General features: G+C 59.7%; 17 protein-coding genes and 3 pseudogenes. 8 read left to right on the top strand and 12 right to left on the bottom strand.

Features of this window, described 5'->3' with window-relative positions:
- The first annotated feature begins 928 nt into the window (after positions 1–928).
- The 3 genes from IVA80_RS04900 (at position 929) to IVA80_RS04890 (ending at position 3786) form a co-directional block, all read left to right on the top strand.
- On the top strand, positions 929–1618 hold the full coding sequence (locus IVA80_RS04900) for a response regulator transcription factor (protein ID WP_247426092.1): 690 nt from the start codon (positions 929–931) through the stop codon (positions 1616–1618).
- 73 nt (positions 1619–1691) lie between these two features.
- Positions 1692–3113, top strand: a complete 1422-nt coding sequence (locus IVA80_RS04895) for a type II and III secretion system protein family protein (RefSeq protein ID WP_247426107.1) — start codon at positions 1692–1694, stop codon at positions 3111–3113.
- Positions 3114–3123: 10 nt separating this feature from the next.
- Complete coding sequence (locus IVA80_RS04890) at positions 3124–3786, top strand: CpaD family pilus assembly lipoprotein (protein WP_247384410.1); 663 nt, start codon at positions 3124–3126, stop codon at positions 3784–3786.
- Between the two features lie 43 nt (positions 3787–3829).
- On the opposite strand, the gene IVA80_RS04885 is transcribed toward IVA80_RS04890, so the two are convergent.
- The 11 genes from IVA80_RS04885 to IVA80_RS04835 form a co-directional block, all read right to left on the bottom strand.
- Positions 3830–4867 (bottom strand): EscU/YscU/HrcU family type III secretion system export apparatus switch protein, encoded by a 1038-nt coding sequence (locus IVA80_RS04885; protein ID WP_247426090.1) that lies wholly within the window; start codon positions 4865–4867, stop codon positions 3830–3832.
- Positions 4864–5685 (bottom strand): type III secretion system export apparatus subunit SctT, encoded by an 822-nt coding sequence (sctT, locus tag IVA80_RS04880; protein ID WP_247426088.1) that lies wholly within the window; start codon positions 5683–5685, stop codon positions 4864–4866. The genes IVA80_RS04885 and sctT overlap by 4 nt, the downstream gene beginning before the upstream one ends.
- 11 nt (positions 5686–5696) lie before the next feature.
- Positions 5697–5972: an EscS/YscS/HrcS family type III secretion system export apparatus protein gene (locus tag IVA80_RS04875; RefSeq protein WP_247275802.1), complete on the bottom strand. Its 276-nt coding sequence runs from the start codon at positions 5970–5972 to the stop codon at positions 5697–5699.
- Between the two features lie 2 nt (positions 5973–5974).
- Positions 5975–6640, bottom strand: a complete 666-nt coding sequence (gene sctR / locus IVA80_RS04870; protein WP_247384404.1) for a type III secretion system export apparatus subunit SctR — start codon at positions 6638–6640, stop codon at positions 5975–5977.
- Positions 6633–7541 carry a type III secretion system cytoplasmic ring protein SctQ gene (gene sctQ, locus IVA80_RS04865; protein WP_346347965.1) on the bottom strand — a complete coding sequence of 303 codons (909 nt, stop codon included), beginning with the start codon at positions 7539–7541 and terminating at the stop codon, positions 6633–6635. The genes sctR and sctQ overlap by 8 nt, the downstream gene beginning before the upstream one ends.
- A gap of 203 nt (positions 7542–7744) precedes the next feature.
- Positions 7745–8278 carry a hypothetical protein gene (locus IVA80_RS04860; protein WP_247426084.1) on the bottom strand — a complete coding sequence of 178 codons (534 nt, stop codon included), beginning with the start codon at positions 8276–8278 and terminating at the stop codon, positions 7745–7747.
- Positions 8254–9522, bottom strand: a complete 1269-nt coding sequence (gene sctN, locus IVA80_RS04855; RefSeq protein WP_247384398.1) for a type III secretion system ATPase SctN — start codon at positions 9520–9522, stop codon at positions 8254–8256. Before sctN ends, IVA80_RS04860 begins: the two co-directional genes overlap by 25 nt.
- A gap of 89 nt (positions 9523–9611) precedes the next feature.
- Positions 9612–10232 carry a type III secretion system stator protein SctL gene (gene sctL, locus IVA80_RS04850; RefSeq protein ID WP_247384395.1) on the bottom strand — a complete coding sequence of 207 codons (621 nt, stop codon included), beginning with the start codon at positions 10230–10232 and terminating at the stop codon, positions 9612–9614.
- On the bottom strand, positions 10229–10861 hold the full coding sequence (locus IVA80_RS04845; RefSeq protein WP_247426082.1) for a nodulation protein NolU: 633 nt from the start codon (positions 10859–10861) through the stop codon (positions 10229–10231). Before IVA80_RS04845 ends, sctL begins: the two co-directional genes overlap by 4 nt.
- A 13-nt stretch (positions 10862–10874) precedes the next feature.
- The gene (gene sctJ / locus IVA80_RS04840) at positions 10875–11741 is read right to left on the bottom strand and encodes a type III secretion inner membrane ring lipoprotein SctJ (protein WP_247426081.1); all 867 of its coding nucleotides are present in this window, start codon (positions 11739–11741) and stop codon (positions 10875–10877) included.
- A 9-nt stretch (positions 11742–11750) separates the two neighbouring features.
- A complete protein-coding gene (locus IVA80_RS04835) occupies positions 11751–12230 on the bottom strand; it encodes a nodulation protein NolB (RefSeq protein ID WP_247426080.1) in 480 nt (159 codons plus the stop codon).
- A 185-nt stretch (positions 12231–12415) separates the two neighbouring features.
- On the opposite strand from IVA80_RS04835, the gene IVA80_RS04830 reads away from it, so the two are divergent.
- From IVA80_RS04830 to IVA80_RS04815, 4 genes and pseudogenes are all read left to right on the top strand, one after another.
- Positions 12416–13111, top strand: coding sequence for a nodulation protein NolW (locus tag IVA80_RS04830; protein ID WP_247426079.1), 696 nt, complete (start codon positions 12416–12418; stop codon positions 13109–13111).
- Positions 13112–13382: 271 nt separating this feature from the next.
- A pseudogene (locus IVA80_RS04825) lies at positions 13383–13675 on the top strand (transposase); the annotation flags it as partial.
- A gap of 14 nt (positions 13676–13689) precedes the next feature.
- A pseudogene (locus IVA80_RS38550) lies at positions 13690–13752 on the top strand (hypothetical protein); the annotation flags it as partial.
- A gap of 228 nt (positions 13753–13980) precedes the next feature.
- A pseudogene (locus IVA80_RS04815) lies at positions 13981–14375 on the top strand (ATP-binding protein); the annotation flags it as partial.
- 476 nt (positions 14376–14851) lie between these two features.
- Here IVA80_RS04815 and IVA80_RS04810 read toward each other — a convergent pair.
- Positions 14852–15211: a transposase gene (locus IVA80_RS04810; protein ID WP_247426078.1), complete on the bottom strand. Its 360-nt coding sequence runs from the start codon at positions 15209–15211 to the stop codon at positions 14852–14854.
- Positions 15212–15373: 162 nt separating this feature from the next.
- Between IVA80_RS04810 and IVA80_RS04805 the strand changes: the two genes are divergently transcribed.
- On the top strand, positions 15374–18004 hold the full coding sequence (locus tag IVA80_RS04805) for an NEL-type E3 ubiquitin ligase domain-containing protein (RefSeq protein ID WP_247426077.1): 2631 nt from the start codon (positions 15374–15376) through the stop codon (positions 18002–18004).
- Positions 18005–18311 lie beyond the last annotated feature (307 nt).

The following is an 18311-nucleotide window of genomic DNA, read 5'->3' as shown; positions in this document are numbered from 1 at the left end:
TTCATGTGCTGCCGGGTAGGGAAAGCGTCGTGCATCACGCAACATGGTAGGTTTACTGTCGGCAAAGCTGCGATGAGTACGTGATCATGGACGCCGCGATCGGATTGTAGGCACGGTTTTGCCCGGTGCGGCCAACTTCATGTCACCCCCCGTCTTTGGATTGTGCGGCCGTTGAGCAGTTCATTCCACAGCGTCTCGGTGATTTTATAAAAGTTCGAAAAAGGAAGGCGCGGCAGGACGGCCTCGTTATGGCGTTCTCCAGCTGAGCGTAGCCGCGCTTGGCCATCACTGTCGCTCCGGTGATCGGAGCACGAAGGAGGCTCACCTTCCAGGCCGAATGAGGAAGTTCGTTGCTCAAGCACGGAACGTCTGCCGGCGTGTGAGGCTTTGCAAATTGAGGGTCGCGATGCAAATCGCCTATCATCGCTGCTCCCCCATCAAACCTGCGGCCGTGCGGCTGCGCTCGCCATCGGGAGCATCGATCGTGATGAGGAGATTTAGATCCAGACCGTGGAACGGCATTGTCACTGATCCGCCATGTGAATGCATCGATCCAAACCATGGATTTCACCAATCAATGTGTTCTCGGCAATCATCTCGACCTCAGGAGGTCGGCGACAACTACCGGGATTGTTCCGGCGCTGAGCGGGGTGCTGCCCGCCTATCGATGCATTTGATTGATTGCCGCCTATGTCCCGGTGGCGAGAGCACATTCGACGTCACCAAGATGCATGCGCGCCACGTGAGACAGTGAACACGCCAGTCGAGCTTACAATGGAATCCCGATCCAGTATGCGAGTCGCCAGCACCGCTGCTCTTCGTCTATTCCGGATTCCAACGCTTACGCGGAGGCCGGACTGTTCAATTCCGCGCATGCTCGAACCTGACGTGGTGGGTGTCTTGGCGTGACTTGATAGGAGGTCGCGGAATGCGAACGCTACTCGTTGATCATGAGACAGACCCAGCGCGCGTTGTACAAGATGCGCTCTCCGATTGCGGTTTTGCCGTTGACGTAGCGTGCACCCTGGACGAGGCGGCCGCCGCTTTTTGTTGCGCCAGGTATGACATTCTCTTGCTCGAGTTGGTTCTACCGGATGGAGACGGCTTGGATTGGCTGAAGCAGTTGAGACGTGACGGACATTCGATGCCTGCCATGATGATGAGTAACTTCAACGAGCTCGGTAGGCGGATAGCGCTATTTAATGGCGGTGCGGACGACTTCCTGCCCAAGCCCGTATCTACTGATGAACTCATCGCACGGATGCGCGCTACTCTGCGCCGATCAACGCAAATGACGGCCCCCATCGTTACCTTTGGCAATCTACGATTCGATTCGATCGGTCGGCAAGCATCGGTCAATGGTCGACCGCTGAAGATTGCCCGCCGCGAGGTGTGCATTCTCGAACATCTGCTCAGCCGGGCCGGCCGCACCGTGGCTCGCGCGTCATTGCAGGATAGCCTCTATGCATTTGACGACGAGGTCTCCACCAATGCGCTTGAGGTCGGAATCTATCGTTTGCGCGGTCATTTGAGTCAGTCCGGTGCGACGCTACGGATCAAAACCGCGCGCGGGATCGGCTACGTCCTTGAATTGAAATGCGCGGCATCGACCGCGTAGTCAATCGAACTTGAAAGAAAAGACCATCTTGAGCATCATTCTTGACAAGCATGCCGGCGTCACTCGAGGATCGATCGCCGCCAACGGCCTTTCGTCCACCTTTCTTCCTTGTCTTTCGCAGCTTTTGTGCGTGGTCGTCCTGCTATTCCCGGCTGCTGCCGTAGCTCAGATCAAGCGGGATGATGGAGGTGGGCCGCAGCGTACGGCTGCCGACGGCATTAGCGGAACGCTGACCCTTTCCTCTTCGCTGGGTAAGACGATTCATCTGCCAGCGCCGGCTGCGAGCATCTTTATCGCAGATCCTACGGTCGCGGACTATCAGGCACCTTCGAACAACACCATCTTCGTTTTCGGCAAAAAATCCGGGCGGACCAGCTTGTTCGCACTGAACGAGGGCGGGGAGGCTCTCGCTGAACTGCGTGTTGTGGTCACGCAGCCGATCGAGGATCTGCGCGCCACGCTGAAAGCCCAGGTCGGCGACTATCCCATCCAGGTAAGCTACACCCCGCGCGGGGCCATCCTTAGCGGTACGGCGCCCAATGCGGAGATCGTCGACATAGCGATGAAAGTGACCGAGCAGTTTCTTGGGTCTGGTGCGCTCGTCGTCAACAAGATTCAGGTGGCTGGGTCATTGCAGGTGAATCTGAGCGTGCGGGTGGCGGAGGTCTCCCGGAGCGCCATGAAGGAGCTCGGCGTCAACCTCTCCGCTTCCGGTCAAGCTGGCCCTTTCACTCTCGGCTTGGTCAGTGGCAGTGGTGGTGGATACGGCGCGGCGCAGGGCGGCGGTACGGCGAAGATGGGAGTCAACACTGGCCATGTGAACGTCAGCGCTATGCTCGATGCACTGGCTCACGAGCGCCTCGCTTCCGTACTTGCTGAACCGAACCTCACCGCAATGTCAGGCGAATCCGCCAGCTTCCTCGCCGGCGGCGAATTTCCCATTCCGGTGTTGCAGGACAATCGGCAGGTCTCTGTCGAGTTCCGTCACTTCGGCGTCAGCCTGGAGTTTGTGCCGACCGTTCTCAGTAACAATCAGATCAATATCCGCGTGAAGCCTGAAGTCAGCGAACTATCGTCACAAGGTGCTGTCAACATCAACGGCATCTCCGTGCCGGCTCTCTCCACCCGGCGTGCCAACACGGTCGTCGAGCTCGCCAGCGGCCAGAGCTTTGCAATTGGTGGGCTTATCCGGCGCAACTTCAGCACTGAGATCACGACTTTCCCTTGGCTCGGCGACGTTCCGATTCTTGGTGCGCTATTTCGCTCATCGTCATTTCAACAGGAGGAGACGGAACTCGTGATCATCGTCACGCCTTACGTCGTGCGGCCAAGATCGAACTCGAAGCAGATGAGTGCGCCCACCGACCGCATCGCTCCGCCCTCAGACCTCGCGCGCAGTCTGACAAACACATTGGCAACGCGCTCGCCTGTTCGCAGTGCTCCCCCGATAAGCGTACCAGGCGCGACAAGGGGCACCGGGCACATCATCGAATGAGGATCGACCAATGAGATTACGATTCGTGCGCCCCCTCATCGGTCTGACGGCCAGTCTAGGTGGCTGCGCAAGCACCGCGCCGACTTACCTCGAGCCGACCGCGCAAGCGATCCTAGTTGAACAGGAGAAGAACGTCTTACTGTTACAGACCTTCGGAGGGCCCGAACGGCAGCGTCTGCGTTATTTCATAGCGAGTACCAGTCGCGGTCGGTATGACGCGCTCCATCTTGATATCGTCGGCTCACGTCGGCTCGGGGCGCAGATAGCAGCTGAGGCCCGCGCAGTGGGCGTCGACGCTCACAACATCCGCCTGTACGGTCCATTCATCGATAGGCGTGATGGCTCTGCCGCCCGAATCGAGGCGATTACGTACGAGGCGCACCCTCCCGTTTGTCCGTCGATTGCGATCGTCGGCCCTTCAGTGAACGACAATTCTTTCGATCCGACGCTTGGCTGCTCGATCCGCAACAACTTGGCCGGCATGGTCAACGATCCGCGCGACTTGATTGACAATCAGGCCGTTGTGCCGAGTGATGGCAATCGTGCGGCCATTCCCGTTGCCACATACAAAGCCTTCGCGACCGGCAATAACAGCAACTTGGGTATAGCTAACAACAAGCTGCTATCAGATCCCACGTCTGCCGGCACCCAGACCGTGCAGCCGTCTCGATAGCGAGAACATCAGTCATTCGATGCGACCTCATTCACAACACGAACTAGACTTGGCCGGCGGCAAAGAGTGCTTTTGCGACAGCCTCGAAATACTGGACAGGAATGGAATTGCCAAGGCTAGTGTTGCAGATTAGCTCACGGACCAGGACGTGATCATCGACGATACTGAGACGAAGGCGCCTCGCTTCATCAATGAGCCGTGAAGCCGCCTCCCCATCGCCGCGGCAAACCAGGACCGGGACGCCCGTTTCGCCACGGATGTAGCGTACCCCGACCAGCAGCTCGCGCCCAGTCAAGATCAATGTCGCGCGACGCACGCCGAGTGGAGACTCGCTCGCCTGCTCCCGCCGAAGGCGTCGGTGTTCGCGTTTCACCTCCGGACTGCCTTGCTGCTCCTTGTCCTCGCGCTTCATATCGCTCTTAGTCATGCGCATGCCGCGCAAAAACAACCAGCGCTGGACGAGGAGATCGACCAATCCGCCGATCAGAAATGCACCACTTGCAATCCCGATCAACAGTTTCACTTGAATGAACACGAACTCGAAGCAGCCCGTGCCGCAAACCGGCAGATAGACCAGTGTCTTCCACGCGCCGACAACGACGAGGAGAAAGATCGCGCCGAGGCAGAAGACCTTGAACAAGGTCTTGCCAAGCTCGATGAGGGAACGCAAAGAAGCGATGCGCTTCAGTCCGCTGATGGGATCAATGTTCTCGAATTTCGGCGTCATCGGCTCCGAGGAAAACACTAATCCACCATTGGCCAGGACCGTCGTCAGAATTGCGCAGGTGACCATACTCCCAAGAAGCGGGCCAACAATTCTCAGTGCAAGTTCGGGCAAGACGCCGAGCGCAAGATCGACCGCAATATTGAACGGCTTATCAAGCAGCTTGTCAGTCAGCATGAGCGCTTCACGACATTTGTCGTAGATGGAACTCGCTTCTAACCAGAGATAGCCGAGACCGGCGCAAGCGCTGACGGCCCTGACTAGATCCGTGCTATGCGGAACCATGCCTTTCTTGCGCGAATCGCTTAGCTTCTTTTCCGTGGGGGCGAGCGTTTTCTCTTCGCTCGTGTCGCTCACTTCAGTTTCCTTTCAAGCCTCTCCAGCTCTCGGCTCGACTGCATGATTTCCGATTGCATGTATTCGATGAGATAGATCGTATAAGTGACCATGACGATCGCAAAGCCTATATTCTTGATCGTCAAAGATAGGTCCCGCGGGTTGAATTGCGGCGCAAAGCGCCCGAGCAGGAGCGCTGATATGTCGGCCAGCAAGAGGAAAGCTACCACAGGTCCAGAGACCAGGACGGCGGTACGTATGATGCTGTCGAGCACGCCCCACAACTCCAGTGTCCCTTGCATGCTCAGCGTGGGTCCAAGCTGATAAGCCGGCCAAACCAGATAGCTGCCGTAAAGCCCGCTGATCATGGTTTGCAGGCCCCCCGATACGACGAAGATCGTGATCGCGGTGGTACCGATAAGCAGTCCCGTCGCCGAAGCCTGACTGCGTGTCGCGGGATCGGCGGGAGTGACCACGCTGCTGATGCCCCGTTGCGCGTCGATGAACTCGCCGACGGCCTGAAGACTCCAGAGGGGAATACTGAGCAGGGCGCCGATCAGCAGGCCGACACACGTCTCCTTAAGACCGAGTAGCGGGATCTTGAGCAGACGGGTGTCCGGATCTAGCTCCTTCAGGCCATCGGCGATGTGCGCCAAGTATGGTAGTTCGAGCGCAACGGCCAGGCAACCGCGGATCAGGCCGCCGATCTGCGGACGCGTAAATACCGGAAGCACCAGCATAATGCCCACGGGGCGGCCCGCACCAAGGCCGGCAGCAACGACGAGTTCGATGGTCGCCTGGATCAGACTTTGCGCGTCGGTGGTTGACAGATCATACATGACGGCGGCTGCTAGTAGCCCGTCGTGAGCGCGGGAAAATCAGTGAAGATCTGCTTGGCTTGTTCGATGAGCGGGGCGCTCAGCACCGGAGCAAACAAACCTATAATCCCAACAATGACCAAAAGCTTCACAGTCAGTGGCAATGTCTGATCTTGGATCTGCGTTGCCGCCTGGATGATGCCGATGACGGTTTCGGCGACCGCCGCTGCAATGAGCGGAGGCAGAACCCAGGTCATGAAAAGCACCAGTGATCGGCTCATATAAGGGAGAATAGTGGCCTCATCCATGCTCACCCTCCAGGTGTTGTATAGCTCAGCACTAGCCCGTGCATAAGCCGCGACCAGCCGTCAATCGCCACGAATAGAAACAGCTTGAAAGGAACTGAGATCACTGTCGGAGACACCATTGACATGCCCATGGCCATCAGAATGGTCGTTACGATCAGATCGATAGTGATAAACGGAAGGTATAGTAAAAACCCGATTTCGAAGGCACGCTTGAGTTCTGAGATTAGAAAAGATGGGACGAGAATGACAAAATCATCGGCTGTGGCTCTGCCGCGCATCTCTTCCGGCCAGACACGTTCGGTCGAGGACAGGAAGAAGTCTCGCTGTTCTTCATTGGTGAAGTTCTTGAGATAGCCTCGCAGCGGCTCCTGCCCAACTTTCGCAGCGGCTACCCAATCCTCGAGCGTTTGATAGCGGAGCTGCAAATCGGCGACTCGATTGTAGCTCTGCTCAAAGACGGGGGCGCTCGTGAAGGCGGTGAGCATCAATGCTGCGCCGTATAGAACGATGTTCGGTGGAATCGACTGGGTCCCAAGCGCATTGCGAACGAGGAAGAGAACGACAGATACCTTTACGAACGCCGTGGTCGTGACGACAGCGAAGACCAACAAGCCGAGCGCGGCCGTGACCGCAAGAAGCGGCAGTATTGCTGGTTCAATGTTAGTCATTACCCGCTAACCCGCCACGCAGTCTAACGCCGAGCTCGTCCCCAATACGTACTATGTCGCCACTCCCGATACGTACGCCGTTTGCGAGGATATCGACCGGGCCGTCGACCGGCCGGCCAAGTTCGAATACATATCCTTTGCTGATGCTTCTCAAGGCTCCCAGCGTGATGGGCCAGCGGCCGCATTCAAAGACAAGCGAAATCTCAATATCGTCAAGATCGGCTTCCGAAGGCGGCTGCTGTGAACCGGGTAGTGTCGTCATATGCGCATACTCCAGAGGGCGCGGCCGCAAGCGAAACGGTCCGTGCAGGATCAGGCGGTTGCCAGTGACATCTGCCGCGGTCCATAACCGGCCCGCAGTGAGGATGATCTGACCGCGGGCGAATGGCGTTACATCCGGCAACAAAGCGTCGCCCTTACGCGTTTTGCGAAGAAGCGAGGCTGACGCCCGGAGGGAGCCGATCTCTCCTGCAACCGTAACGGGTAACTGTGCGGAGACCTCACACAACTGTCGCGGCAATTGGCCGAGCAGCCCGCCTAAGGCGCGGAACGCCGGCGGTATCGGTCCATCAAGAGGCGAGAAAAGAAATAGGCGACCTTTGCCCCTGACCGGACCGTAGATGATGTCGAGTTCGATATAAGGCCCGTTCTTCTCGGCCTTTCCAACATGAAGGAGTCGCAGTTGCTGCTCTGTCTCAGTCTCCAGGCGCGCGAGCAACGGTTCAAGTGCAAGTTCGAGAACCAGGGAACGACTTGGCTCGGAAAGTAAAGCTAGGCCACTCTGTACTGTCGAGATCAAGGCCTCGGCAAGCGCATGCGGTATCGACAACACGAGCGCATCATCGCCGAGGCCCCAAACGCAATCGAGCATCGACAGAGCCGGAGGTTCCTCCTGCCACACAAGTCGTTCCAGTCGCACCGATAGCGGCTTGTCGCAAAGGCTACTCCGCAAAGAGGCGGAGGGCCGCACGTTTCTGTTGAGCCACGAGACGAGACTCTGCGTTAGACGCTGGGTCGGCTCGTACTTCGCGTATGCGTCCGCGCGAGTTGCAGGAGGCGGCTGTACAGGGCAGCGCATTTGCTTCCCAACTGGACTAGCGGTCATCAAATTGCACCGCCCGCCGCCGGCGTGGACAAACCCCTCCCATGGCGAAGCAAGACTTCATCATCAGCCTCTAGCTCGGCTGTTACTTCCGAATGGGTATCGGCCGCACGCCGGACGTCGGTCTCGATTTGTCGCCATTTATGAGTCGCTGCGGAACGCTTCGCCCAGTGCGCACGCCTCTCGGATGCCGCTGTCTCGGCCTGCTTTTGAGCGATACGCGCCTCCTCAAGTGTGCGGCGTTTCGAGGTGATCTCAATCGCGAGCCTCTCAAGGGTGAGCTGGCAATGTTCGAGTTCAACGACGGACAAGGTACCGACCGACATCAACTGTTGGTAAACCTCGGCCTGGGCCTCTGTATGATGCTTTTCAGCAATTGCAAGTTCCTGCCATGCGTGCTCCGCGGCCGAGGTCGCGATATGACGCTTGGCTTCCATATTGGACAACTCACTACGAGCACTACGCTCGCGCATATCCTTCACGCGCCGCAAGCTCGAAACGTGCATGCAGCTCATGCGGTCAGACGGCACATCCATGTGACGGTTTCCTCAAAAGTGGACGCATCGTTTTCACCCTGGCGTAAAAACTCGCGCAGATCATCGATCGAAGCGACAGCTCGGTCCGTCAGCGGATCGCTGCCTTGCTTGTATTCGCCAACCTTGATCAAAAATTCGGCCTCTGCATGACGGGAGATAAGATCACGGAAGAGGGATGCTGCCTTGCGATGCGGTGCAGATACGACGGCATCCATGACGCGGCTGCGGCTCGACAGTACATCGATGGCGGGGAAATGCGCCCGCGCCGCGAGAGAGCGTGAAAGAACGATATGACCATCGAGAATGCCACGCGTTTCCTCGGCGATTGGATCGCCCGTGCCGTCACCTTCCACAAGCACGGTATAGAAGGCCGTGATTGAGCCACGCTCACTCATACCAGCGCGCTCCAGCAAACCTGGCAACATTGCAAAGACAGAGGGAGGAAAGCCCCGGCGGGTCGGTGGCTCACCGGCAGCAAGCCCGATCTCGCGCATAGCGCGGCTAAATCGCGTCAATGAATCCATCATCAGAACGACGCGCAGGCCTTGTTCGCGAAAATATTCGGCGAGCGCGGTTGCCGTATAAGCACATTGCGCCCGCTCCGTCGCTGAGCGATCGGAGGTCTCAACGACGACGACCGTGCGGCGGAGGGCAGTCTCCCCAAGATGCCGCTCGATGAATTCACGCACTTCGCGTCCACGCTCGCCTATCAGCGCAACCACGGTCACGTCAGCGACCGCGCCTTTTACGATCTGCGACAATAACGTCGACTTGCCGCCACCAGGCTCTCCATAAATGCCGATGCGCTGGCCCTCGCCGCATGTCAGAAGACCATCCAAGGCGCGAACACCGAGTGGCAGAGGGCGATCGATGATGCACCTCGTCATTGGATTTGGCGCTTTGCCGCGCAGCGGACGCGTCTCCACGGCTTTGACTGCGCCCTTGCCATCGAGTGGACGGCCGAAGCTGTCGATCACCCGGCCAAGCAAATTGGGGCCGACCGGCACTTCGTGCATTCGGCCAGTGGCAACGACTTCTGCGCGGCCGGACATGCCTTGCAGGTCACCGATCGGCGTCAGCAATACGCCGTCCTGCAACAGACCGATCACCTCAGCCTCAAGCGACCATCCGGTGCGCGGATCCTTGAGCACACAAACTTCTCCAATACGAGCATCCGGCAAAACTGCATGAATCAACGTGCCGATCGCACGCGTGATCCGCCCGCGTACGGCACGCGTGTCCACATGGCTTGCCGTAGTTCGCAGACGCGCCAGCGCCGCGTGCAGAGTCCCATCTCCATCAGGACAGCTATGGTTTGGTCTCGGCGCCGTCACTATTCGTCTGCCTCATGATCTAACCCAAAGCCCAAACGCAGTGCGCGGAGCTGCGCGTCAAGTCCGAGATGGATATTGCCAAATTCGCTCCACAGCACGCATTCGTTCGCTGACAGCGCCGGGTCCGGAATAATTCGGACTGCCGGCCGGTCCTCCCGTCCGTCGCAGGCAGCAAATTCGCGCGTAAGCGCATCAGCATCCATGGGGGACGCATGAAGGGACAGTTTCGCCCCGCCATATCTGTGCGAAATCGTGTGACGAACCGTCCTCACCAACATCTCGCCGGGATCGAAATCGCCCAGTAGATCAGTTACGATGTCCATCACGAGCGCTGACAGTTCCTGCTCCAAAACGGCCTTTCGTCGTGCCACTTCCGAGGCAGCCTGCGCGACCAGCTGTGCCATTTCCTCGGCGCCGGCCCTCACCCCCTCAGCATGGCCGCGCGCACGCTCCTTCTGATAAGCTCTGCGCGCCCAGCCGCGAACCCGCTTCAGATTGCGCTCGGCCACGGCGCGTGCCTCGAGGGCGCTCTGCCAAATCTCGAGATCCCTCGCCGCTATGAGTGGCCCAAGCGGGCGGATGTGCGGAGCGACCGGCGGCGCAGTTTCGTCGTCTGTCATCCCGCTGGGGCCTCCCTCGCCAAATGGGCCAACACCGGCGAAAACAATTGGCCCGCGGCATCGCGGTGTTCAGTCGCCGGATTGTCGGCGGCCGTTCCGACAACTAGGCGTAGAAGCACGCGGCGGCAATCAAGCGTTGACGCTTCATCGAGCCAAGCGCCGAGGCAGGCATGTCCATCGTCTTCAATCCCTAGCGCGAGTTGTTGAGGATCAGCAATTAATCTGGTCGAAACCGCATGCGCTGCATGTCGGATCCCGAAAGCCTGCACCTCGGTGCCGACGCGCTCGACCAGAACGGCGACATCGTGCTTTGAAATCAGCCTTGTCAGCGAACGGGCATGCCAAATGCCGCCGGCGAGCAGGGCAGCCCTGCTCGGATCATGCCCGAGGAGAAGGTCTGGCCCGAAGTCACTTCCGTTCATGCCCATTTCATCTTCAAGCAGCAACGCTTGCAGTCTTATCTGCAGCCTAGGACTCTTCTGCAGTCGCACCAACGTCGCGGCCGAGAGGTTCGCGTCAAGACGCGCGGCAAGGCGGGTCGGATGAATCGTGGCAGCAAGCTTACGAATACCTACAGAGGCTAATTTCAGCGGATCATGCCGCTCGGCAGACGGATTCGGTCTCGTCATGTCGGATACCACACTACGCCGCATTAGGCTTAGTCGCTTTGCGAATCATCTCGATAGCAGAGACACCCGAGCGCCCACCAACCGCGCTAACTTTCTGAGATGATTGCCTGCGCTGACGTCCACGAGCGCTCAGCAAGACGCAGGATAGCACGCCGAATACCGACCCGCCGAGACCCATGCCAACCGCAACCAATGGCGTTGAAATGATTCCAGATGCTTGGGCGAAACCAGCCGCAGCCGCCGGTCGCGGCTCTAGTGCGGGCCGCTCGACTGAGACGAAAACAACAGCCACCTTGTCATAGGATAAGCCCTCGATGCTGTTGGCGACGAGCATTTTAATCTGCGGCAGCAAGATTGAGAGATTTGCCCTCGAGTCATGCCGGATGAAAACCGACGCCGAAGATGGCGTGGTGTCACGTCGCAACAGGTCGTTCTTTGGCAGAACAACGTGGACGCGCGCCGAGAGGACACCATCGATATCACTGATCGTGCGAGATAATTCCTCGCTCAGCGCATAGACGTAACGGGCGCGCTCCTCGATCGGCGAAGCAATCAGACCCGCCGCGCTGAACACTTCGCCTAGACTCTTGAAAGCGTGGCGCGGCAACCCTTCGCCATTCAGCAGGTCGATTGCGGAAGCAATCTGAGTCTGCTCGACCTGGATCGTGATAGTCCCGTCCTTAGCAGCAACGCGGAGCGCATCGACCCCATTCTTGAGGAGGACCGCAAGCATCTCATTGGCCTCACGCTCCTGAACTTTCGTGTAGAGATCGGCTTTGCAACCAACCAGGAGAAGCAGGAGCGGCAGCAGAGCCAGAAGTTGAAGCCGCTTGCGGAATGGGCGCGCCTGACCGCTTTCGCGATCGATTAAACCAATCATTCGCCCCACTCAGCCCGCCGATATCAGCTTGTTCAGAGATGAACCGAGGCTACCGACGCCATTTGAAATGAGTGTTACCTGGATGACGCTGTCAGAAACATCCTTCAGATTCGCCAACATCGCCTCGAAGTCACCTGCGCCACTGGGGGCGCCCGGCACACCTGCTTCCGCTTTGCCCGGTTGCAGCAAAAGGGGCTCCGACGCCGACCCGGTCTCCGTACCTTTTGGAGCTGCATTGACCGGATACATCGCAGAAAGATTCTGGAGGATGCGATCGCCCAGCGGGCTCGCCTGTGTTGTTGCGCGCGATACCTCGGATGTCGGCGGAACCGCCGCCGCTTCCGTTACTGGAGGCGCAAGGTCTTGAACCGAAGCCGCTTGCAAGAGACTCTGCTGAAACTGGACCTGCTCGTCGACCGCTGTTGCCGAACAGGCCTTGGACAGGCCTTCTAGATTGTGAGAAATCGGCGCAGCGCCTAACATCATCATGGAAAGACTCGCTCTCATCGAGATGTGATACGACCAGCCGTTCAAGCCGATTAGCGGCTTAATGTCCTAGACAGGCCAGCTGACGACAAGCTGACGAGTTCGCCCGCACATCGTCATCTAAAGATCACGTTTCGCGTTCACGTACCAAACGTACTCCTGTTAGTTTAAGTCAAAGAGAACCATGAATGCTCATCCGATCCATAATCCCGCACGTTTTGAACGGAGTTCTGTGTGTCGCCGTTTTCGTTTCCGGCGGAATACAGATCGCGCGCGGCGCTCCCCTGTCGCTGCCCTCGACCCCTTATCGGTATACGGTTCTGGATCAGGAGCTTTCTGCCGCGCTGCAGGAATTCGGCAACAACCTCAATATTAAAGTCACCATCAGCGCCGAGGTGAAGGGTCGGATTCGCGGGCACATGCCGGACCTGCCACCGCGCGAGTTCCTTGACCATCTGACTCAACTCTACAATCTTCAATGGTATTACGATGGGCTCGTGCTTTACGTCTCTACCGCAAAGGAAGCGCAAACTCGTCTGCTTCTCCTAACTTCAATCAGCTGCGACGCGCTCAAGGCAACCCTCGATGCGCTCGCCATTTCCGACGAACGCTACATCATGAGACCGGCACCGGGAAATGGCCTAGTCCTTGCGTCCGGTCCACCACGCTTCATCGCACTCGTGGATCAGACGCTCAATGGTCTTGTGGCGGAGGCGCAGGCGCGACCTCGCTCCGTCGAGATGCCGTCCCGTGAATCTGTGCTGATGTTATATCGTGGCGCCTCCGCGACGATCGTTCGGGATGGGCGAACTGAAGGCCCGTACTCTTCAGACATGCCGCGCCAGGAGGGTGCCTTGCCTGCGCAAGGGCCGGGCCGAAGATGATACGGCTAGCCGGATTCCTCAATGAGCCGTTACGCGGGTTGTGCAAGGAGCCTGGACCGATCGTCCGGTCAGACGCTGCACAAGCACGGCGAGACGTACGTGTCGTAAATCGGCTCCAGAACACGAGAATTGCCGCTGCGCCACCTTGTCCACCAGTATCGGGATGGCCGGTGGTAGTGTGCGGAAGGTTCTGCAAAAGCTGAGCGGCTGAAGCGATAAATCCGGTGCTTGCGAAGATTACCGCCATAGCGGAGCAAGGACCACCACGACCGTGACGAAGACTAGGACGGATGGCTCTGCCGTCAAACAGCTTTTAGCGTCGGACAGGGATCCTGAAACCGCTGATCCAGGGTGCGGTGCAGGAAGCTCTCGAAGCCGCGATGGCGGAGGCGCTGGGCGCGGCGAGACGCGGCTGGGCTATCGCTCCGGCTACTACACCCGCTCGCTGATCACCCGGGTGGGCAAGATCGAGTTGAAGGCGCCGCAGGACCGCCAGGGGCGGTTCTCGACCGAGCTGTTCAACGCTATCAGCGCTCGGAGAAGGCACTGGTAGCGGCGCTGGCGTTCGGACATCGGTCTTGGATGCTCGCGGTTTTGCGGCTGCACGAGATTTTGCAGCTTGGACGGGGTTAACGCCGAGGGCACAGTCGAGCGGCGGGAAAGAAAGGCTCGGGGCGGTATCAAAGCGTGGAAATCGGCATACGGACGCTCTTGATCGTTGGTGCGACCTCAATCATCAAGCTTGGCAAGCGAGGCTTGAAAGTCCCGCTCTGGATTCGGACCATGCTGCAAAGACGGCCGTCAAAGTCGTAGCGGTGACGTTCGCCAATAAGATTGCGCGCACCATCTGCGCCTTGCTGGTCAGAGGGGCGGGAAAGAGCGTCGCGTTCGCCACGCTCGCGGACATCGTCACCGCCACTTTGCGCGAGCGCCTGCGGTTCCTCGCCCTTGCCTCCCTCCTTGTCGTCGACGAGATCGGTTACCTCCCGGTCGTGCCTGGCGGCGGCAATCTGTTCTTCCAGTTGGTCAACGCCCGCTATGACAAGGGCGCGATGATCCTCACTCCGAACCGGCCACAGCATTGCTTGATCGACTGCTTCACCACGCAATTGTTATCCAAATCGAGGGATCGAGCTATCGGCTCCGCCAGCACGCCGCTCTCGTCCCGGAAAACGTCCGCTCGCGCCCGCTCACAAATCCGCCGCAGCCCAAGCGCCGCGGCCGCCCGCCTGGAAGGACCAATGACGATTCCGATAGCGGCTGATCCCCGAACCACAATCGCGTCACCCAGGGAAATCTGGACATTCTCACGGAAAGTTCGCTGCCCGTTGACAGAGGTCCATGATCGCCGCCAGGTACAGCAGCCATCTGCAGTCGAAACGTAAGTGATGTCGGCGAGCCAGATCCGGTTCGCTGCTGCGGCCCTAAAGTTGCGATCGATGAGGTTTGGCGCGATCGTGAGGCCATGACGGCTGTCGGCAACGCGGTGCGGCCGGGCCATGATGGCGCCGATGCCGTGCCGATGCATGAGGCATTCGATCCGGCCACGGCTGGCGCCAAGTCCCTGTGCCCGCAGCGCGGCATGGACCCGTGGGTTGCCGTCCCCGAGCGCCGCTGTCCTGATGAACCTGTCGAATATCAGTCAAGTCAAGAGCGCAGCATTGGTGGTCGTGCGTGCTCTGTCCGGACGCTCGCGCCAGGCGTGATAGCCGGCCGGCGAGACCTCGAGCACGGCGCACATCAGCCGCCGGGTAGGTATCGCGATGGTCCTCGATGAAGCGGAAGCTCGTGTCCGCGTTCCGGCAAAGATCGCGATCGACTTTTTAGAATGTCCCGCTCGATGGGCATCCGCTCGTTCTCCTCGCGCAAACGGGCGATCTCGGGAGCCTGGTCCGCCGACATCGGCGCCGCCTGCGTGTTGTGGCGCCGCGTCGCCGATGCCGGCTCCTGCCGGAGCTTCTCAACGCAGCGCCGCAGCACCGAACCGCGCAGACCGAGTTCCTTGCCAACGGCTCTGATCGATCGGCCACTCGACACCAGAAGCTCAGCCGCCTGCCGCTTGTACTCCTCGGTAAACAATCGACGTTGACGTACTTCCATTCGACGCGTCCTGGCTCTCTCTGAGCCTACTACAGGTGTCCACTCATTCGGAGGAGGTTCGCGTAGCTGCGCACCGTCAGCTTCTCGAAAGCTAAGCCTCCTAGGGAGAAGGTGTCGATCTGGGCCCGGCGTTAGCTGTTGGATCTGCCAAAGGAGAATCCGATGGATCCGTTCCACAATTTCGTCCAATTCGAGCCCCCGGATTTCGCCCGGACGGACTACGACGAGCTGCAACAGCTCCCAGTTGACCAAGCGGGGTTTCAGCAGCACCTGAACGAGTTGCACCTGCGCGAGCGCCCGCCCCGCAATGCAAATCGTCGCGGCGACCCTTATAATGTGTCGAACAGGGATGCGGACTGGTTGGACCACGGGGAAGGCACCTCGCGGTCGACGTGGAATCCGCCCACCGAATCTGAACAGGGGAGCAATCAGCATGTGCTTTTTGCGGCCGCAAGTCGCGGTGGCCAGTTGCCAGCCGGCAGTTTCAGTCCGACGGACTCTTGGCACGGCCGGGATTCAGCTGTCCACTTGCCGACGCATAGTGTCGACCAGCAGGAGTATTCGTGGGCGAACGCCGATGATGATTGGCCAACGCCCCCCAGTGTTCCTTGGGAGCATAATCACGGGGGATCGCTCCTCGACCGACGAGCATGGCCTGGCGATGGCAATACTTCAACCGACTACTGGCACGGCCTGGACTCAGCGGTCCACTTGCCGACGCATAGTGTCGACCAGCAGGAGTATTCGTGGGCGAACGCCGATGATGATTGGCCAACGACCTCCACTGTTCCTTGGGAGCATAATCACGGGGGATCGTTCCTCGACCCACGGCCATGGCCCGGCGATGGCAATACTTCAGAAGAAGGGCACTGGTTAGCCCCGGCAGGGGCGCAGTGGGTCCAAGCCTTGAGCGACGGGCGGGTCTCCCCCGCCGGCCCTGCTGGCGGTCCGACGAACGTTGAAGGCCCCGTCCTCCAGCAATCGCAGCTTGACGAAATCCTGAACAGTTGGGCTGGCGAGGAGGAGCAGACAGAAGACGAGGACCGGCAAGAGGCGGTAAGACGAATCAAAGCCTGGGGAGAGGCCGGCGACGTCTATGCACGGCTGGAGCTACCATACCTGTGCCTGACGACCTTGCCCCCCGCCTTTCCGCCCGATCTCCGGACGCTCGACGTCAGCGAAAACGAGTTGATGCACCTGCCCGACAACCTACCGGCCGAACTCCGGACGCTCGACGTCCGCGGCAATCGCATGACAAGCCTGCCTGACACCTTGCCGGCGGCACTTCAGTTACTCGCCATCGGCGGCAATGAGCTAACCAGCCTGCCCGTAACACTTCCGGATGGCCTTCAGACACTCGCCGTCTCCAGCAACCGGCTGACCAGCCTGCCTGAAACCCTGCCGGCCGAGCTCCAGCAGCTCGATGTTCGCGGTAACCGGCTGACCAGCCTGCCGGAGACCCTTCCGACTGGACTTCAGTTACTTGAGGTCGGCGGCAACCGGCTGACCAGCCTGCCCGATACCCTACCGCCCGAACTCCAAGAGCTCGAAGCCGACGGCAACCGGCTGACCCGCCTGCCCGAGAGCCTCCCCGCCGAGCTCCAGTTGCTCTTCGTCCGTGACAACCGGCTGACTAGCCTGCCCGAGACGCTCCCGCCTGAGCTCCAGAGGTTTCATGCCGGCGGCAACAGGCTGACCAGCTTGCCCGAGACCCTCCCGGCCGAGCTCCAGGTGCTCGAGGTGCGAGACAACCGGTTAGCCAGCCTGCCGGAGACCCTGCTAACGCAGCTAGATTCTGGGTGTATGGTTTATCTGGAGGATAATCCGCTGCCCGAGCGGGTGCAGACGAATCTGGCGATGGCCCTGAATGCGCGAGGCTATACCGGCCCTCGGGTCTTCTTCTCAATGGGCCGGGAACCGGCGGTGAATCATGAGCGGCCGCTGGCGCAGGCTGTGGCCGACTGGGTCGAGGGGGAGCCGGAGGTTCTGGCCGCCTGGCAGAACTTCGCCGACGAGGCGGGTGCGCCGGAATACGCGCGCTTCCTCGACAGGCTGCGGGACACCGTAAATTCTGGCAATCCCCAGTTCCGGCAGGCCGTGATTGAGGATCTGCGGCAGGCGGCGACCAGGCCGCAATTGCGCCAGCAGTACTTTCAGCTGGCTTTCGAAGCGAGCGAGAGCTGCGAGGATCGCATCACTTTAACCTGGAACGGCATGCAGACCGCACGCTTAAACGCTGAAGTCGAGGATGGCGCCTATGACAATCGGCTTGACGATCTCGTCCAGCAGGGCCGCGTCCTGTTCCGCCTGGACGCGCTCGAGCAGATCGCCAGGGAGAAGGTCAACTCGCTCCGCTTTGTCGACGAGATCGAAGTCTATCTGGCCTATCAGGTCAAGCTGCGCGAGCGGCTTGAGTTACGGCACATCGCCCCGGACATGCGCTTCTTCGGCGTCTCCTGGGTCACTGAGTACGACCTCAGCACGGCTGAGATGCGGGTGCGCGACGAGGAGGAGACGGGGTTGGCCGACTATCTGGCAACTCGGTGGCAACCCTGGGAGACGGTGCTGAGCCGGATCGCACCCGAACCCCATGCACAGATGCAGCATCGACTCCTCGAGGCGATGGGGGAGGAGTTCGACAGCCGCCTCCAGCAACGGCTCGCCGGTCATGAGCTAATCGGGAACAGCGATGCCGAGCGGCAGTTCGGAGCGCAGATCCGCGATGAGATCGTCCGCGAGATCAAGGGCGCGCTGACGCGTCAGGTGCTCGCGGACCATGCGCTTGAGCTGTGAAGCGGCCATCCCGTTGCAAGGAGCTGTCAATCCTGTTTTCACTCAGCCGTCGGCGCGTCATGGTCGGCTTCGGACGCCCGCGCGCGGAGGGACCATCTGTGAAAATGTAGTGCTCGGCCGGCAGGATCTAACCGCACGGCGGCGCTCGATCTTTTCGAACGATTGCCGCGGCGGGCGCGCCCGGCAGCGGCGCAGGTGCAATTCATCACCTTCGCAACACCAACCGACTGCCGCTATTGTTTACGTAATCTGCCGCCAGGCAATCAGCCTATTCCATCCGGAGTGGACGAGGACGGATTGACTGGCT

Origin of the sequence: Bradyrhizobium sp. 139, assembly GCF_023074175.1 — a bacterium.
GTDB lineage: Bacteria > Pseudomonadota > Alphaproteobacteria > Rhizobiales > Xanthobacteraceae > Bradyrhizobium.
Note: the sequence above shows the minus strand (reverse complement) of the source record. Positions and strands in the feature narration are given on the sequence as shown.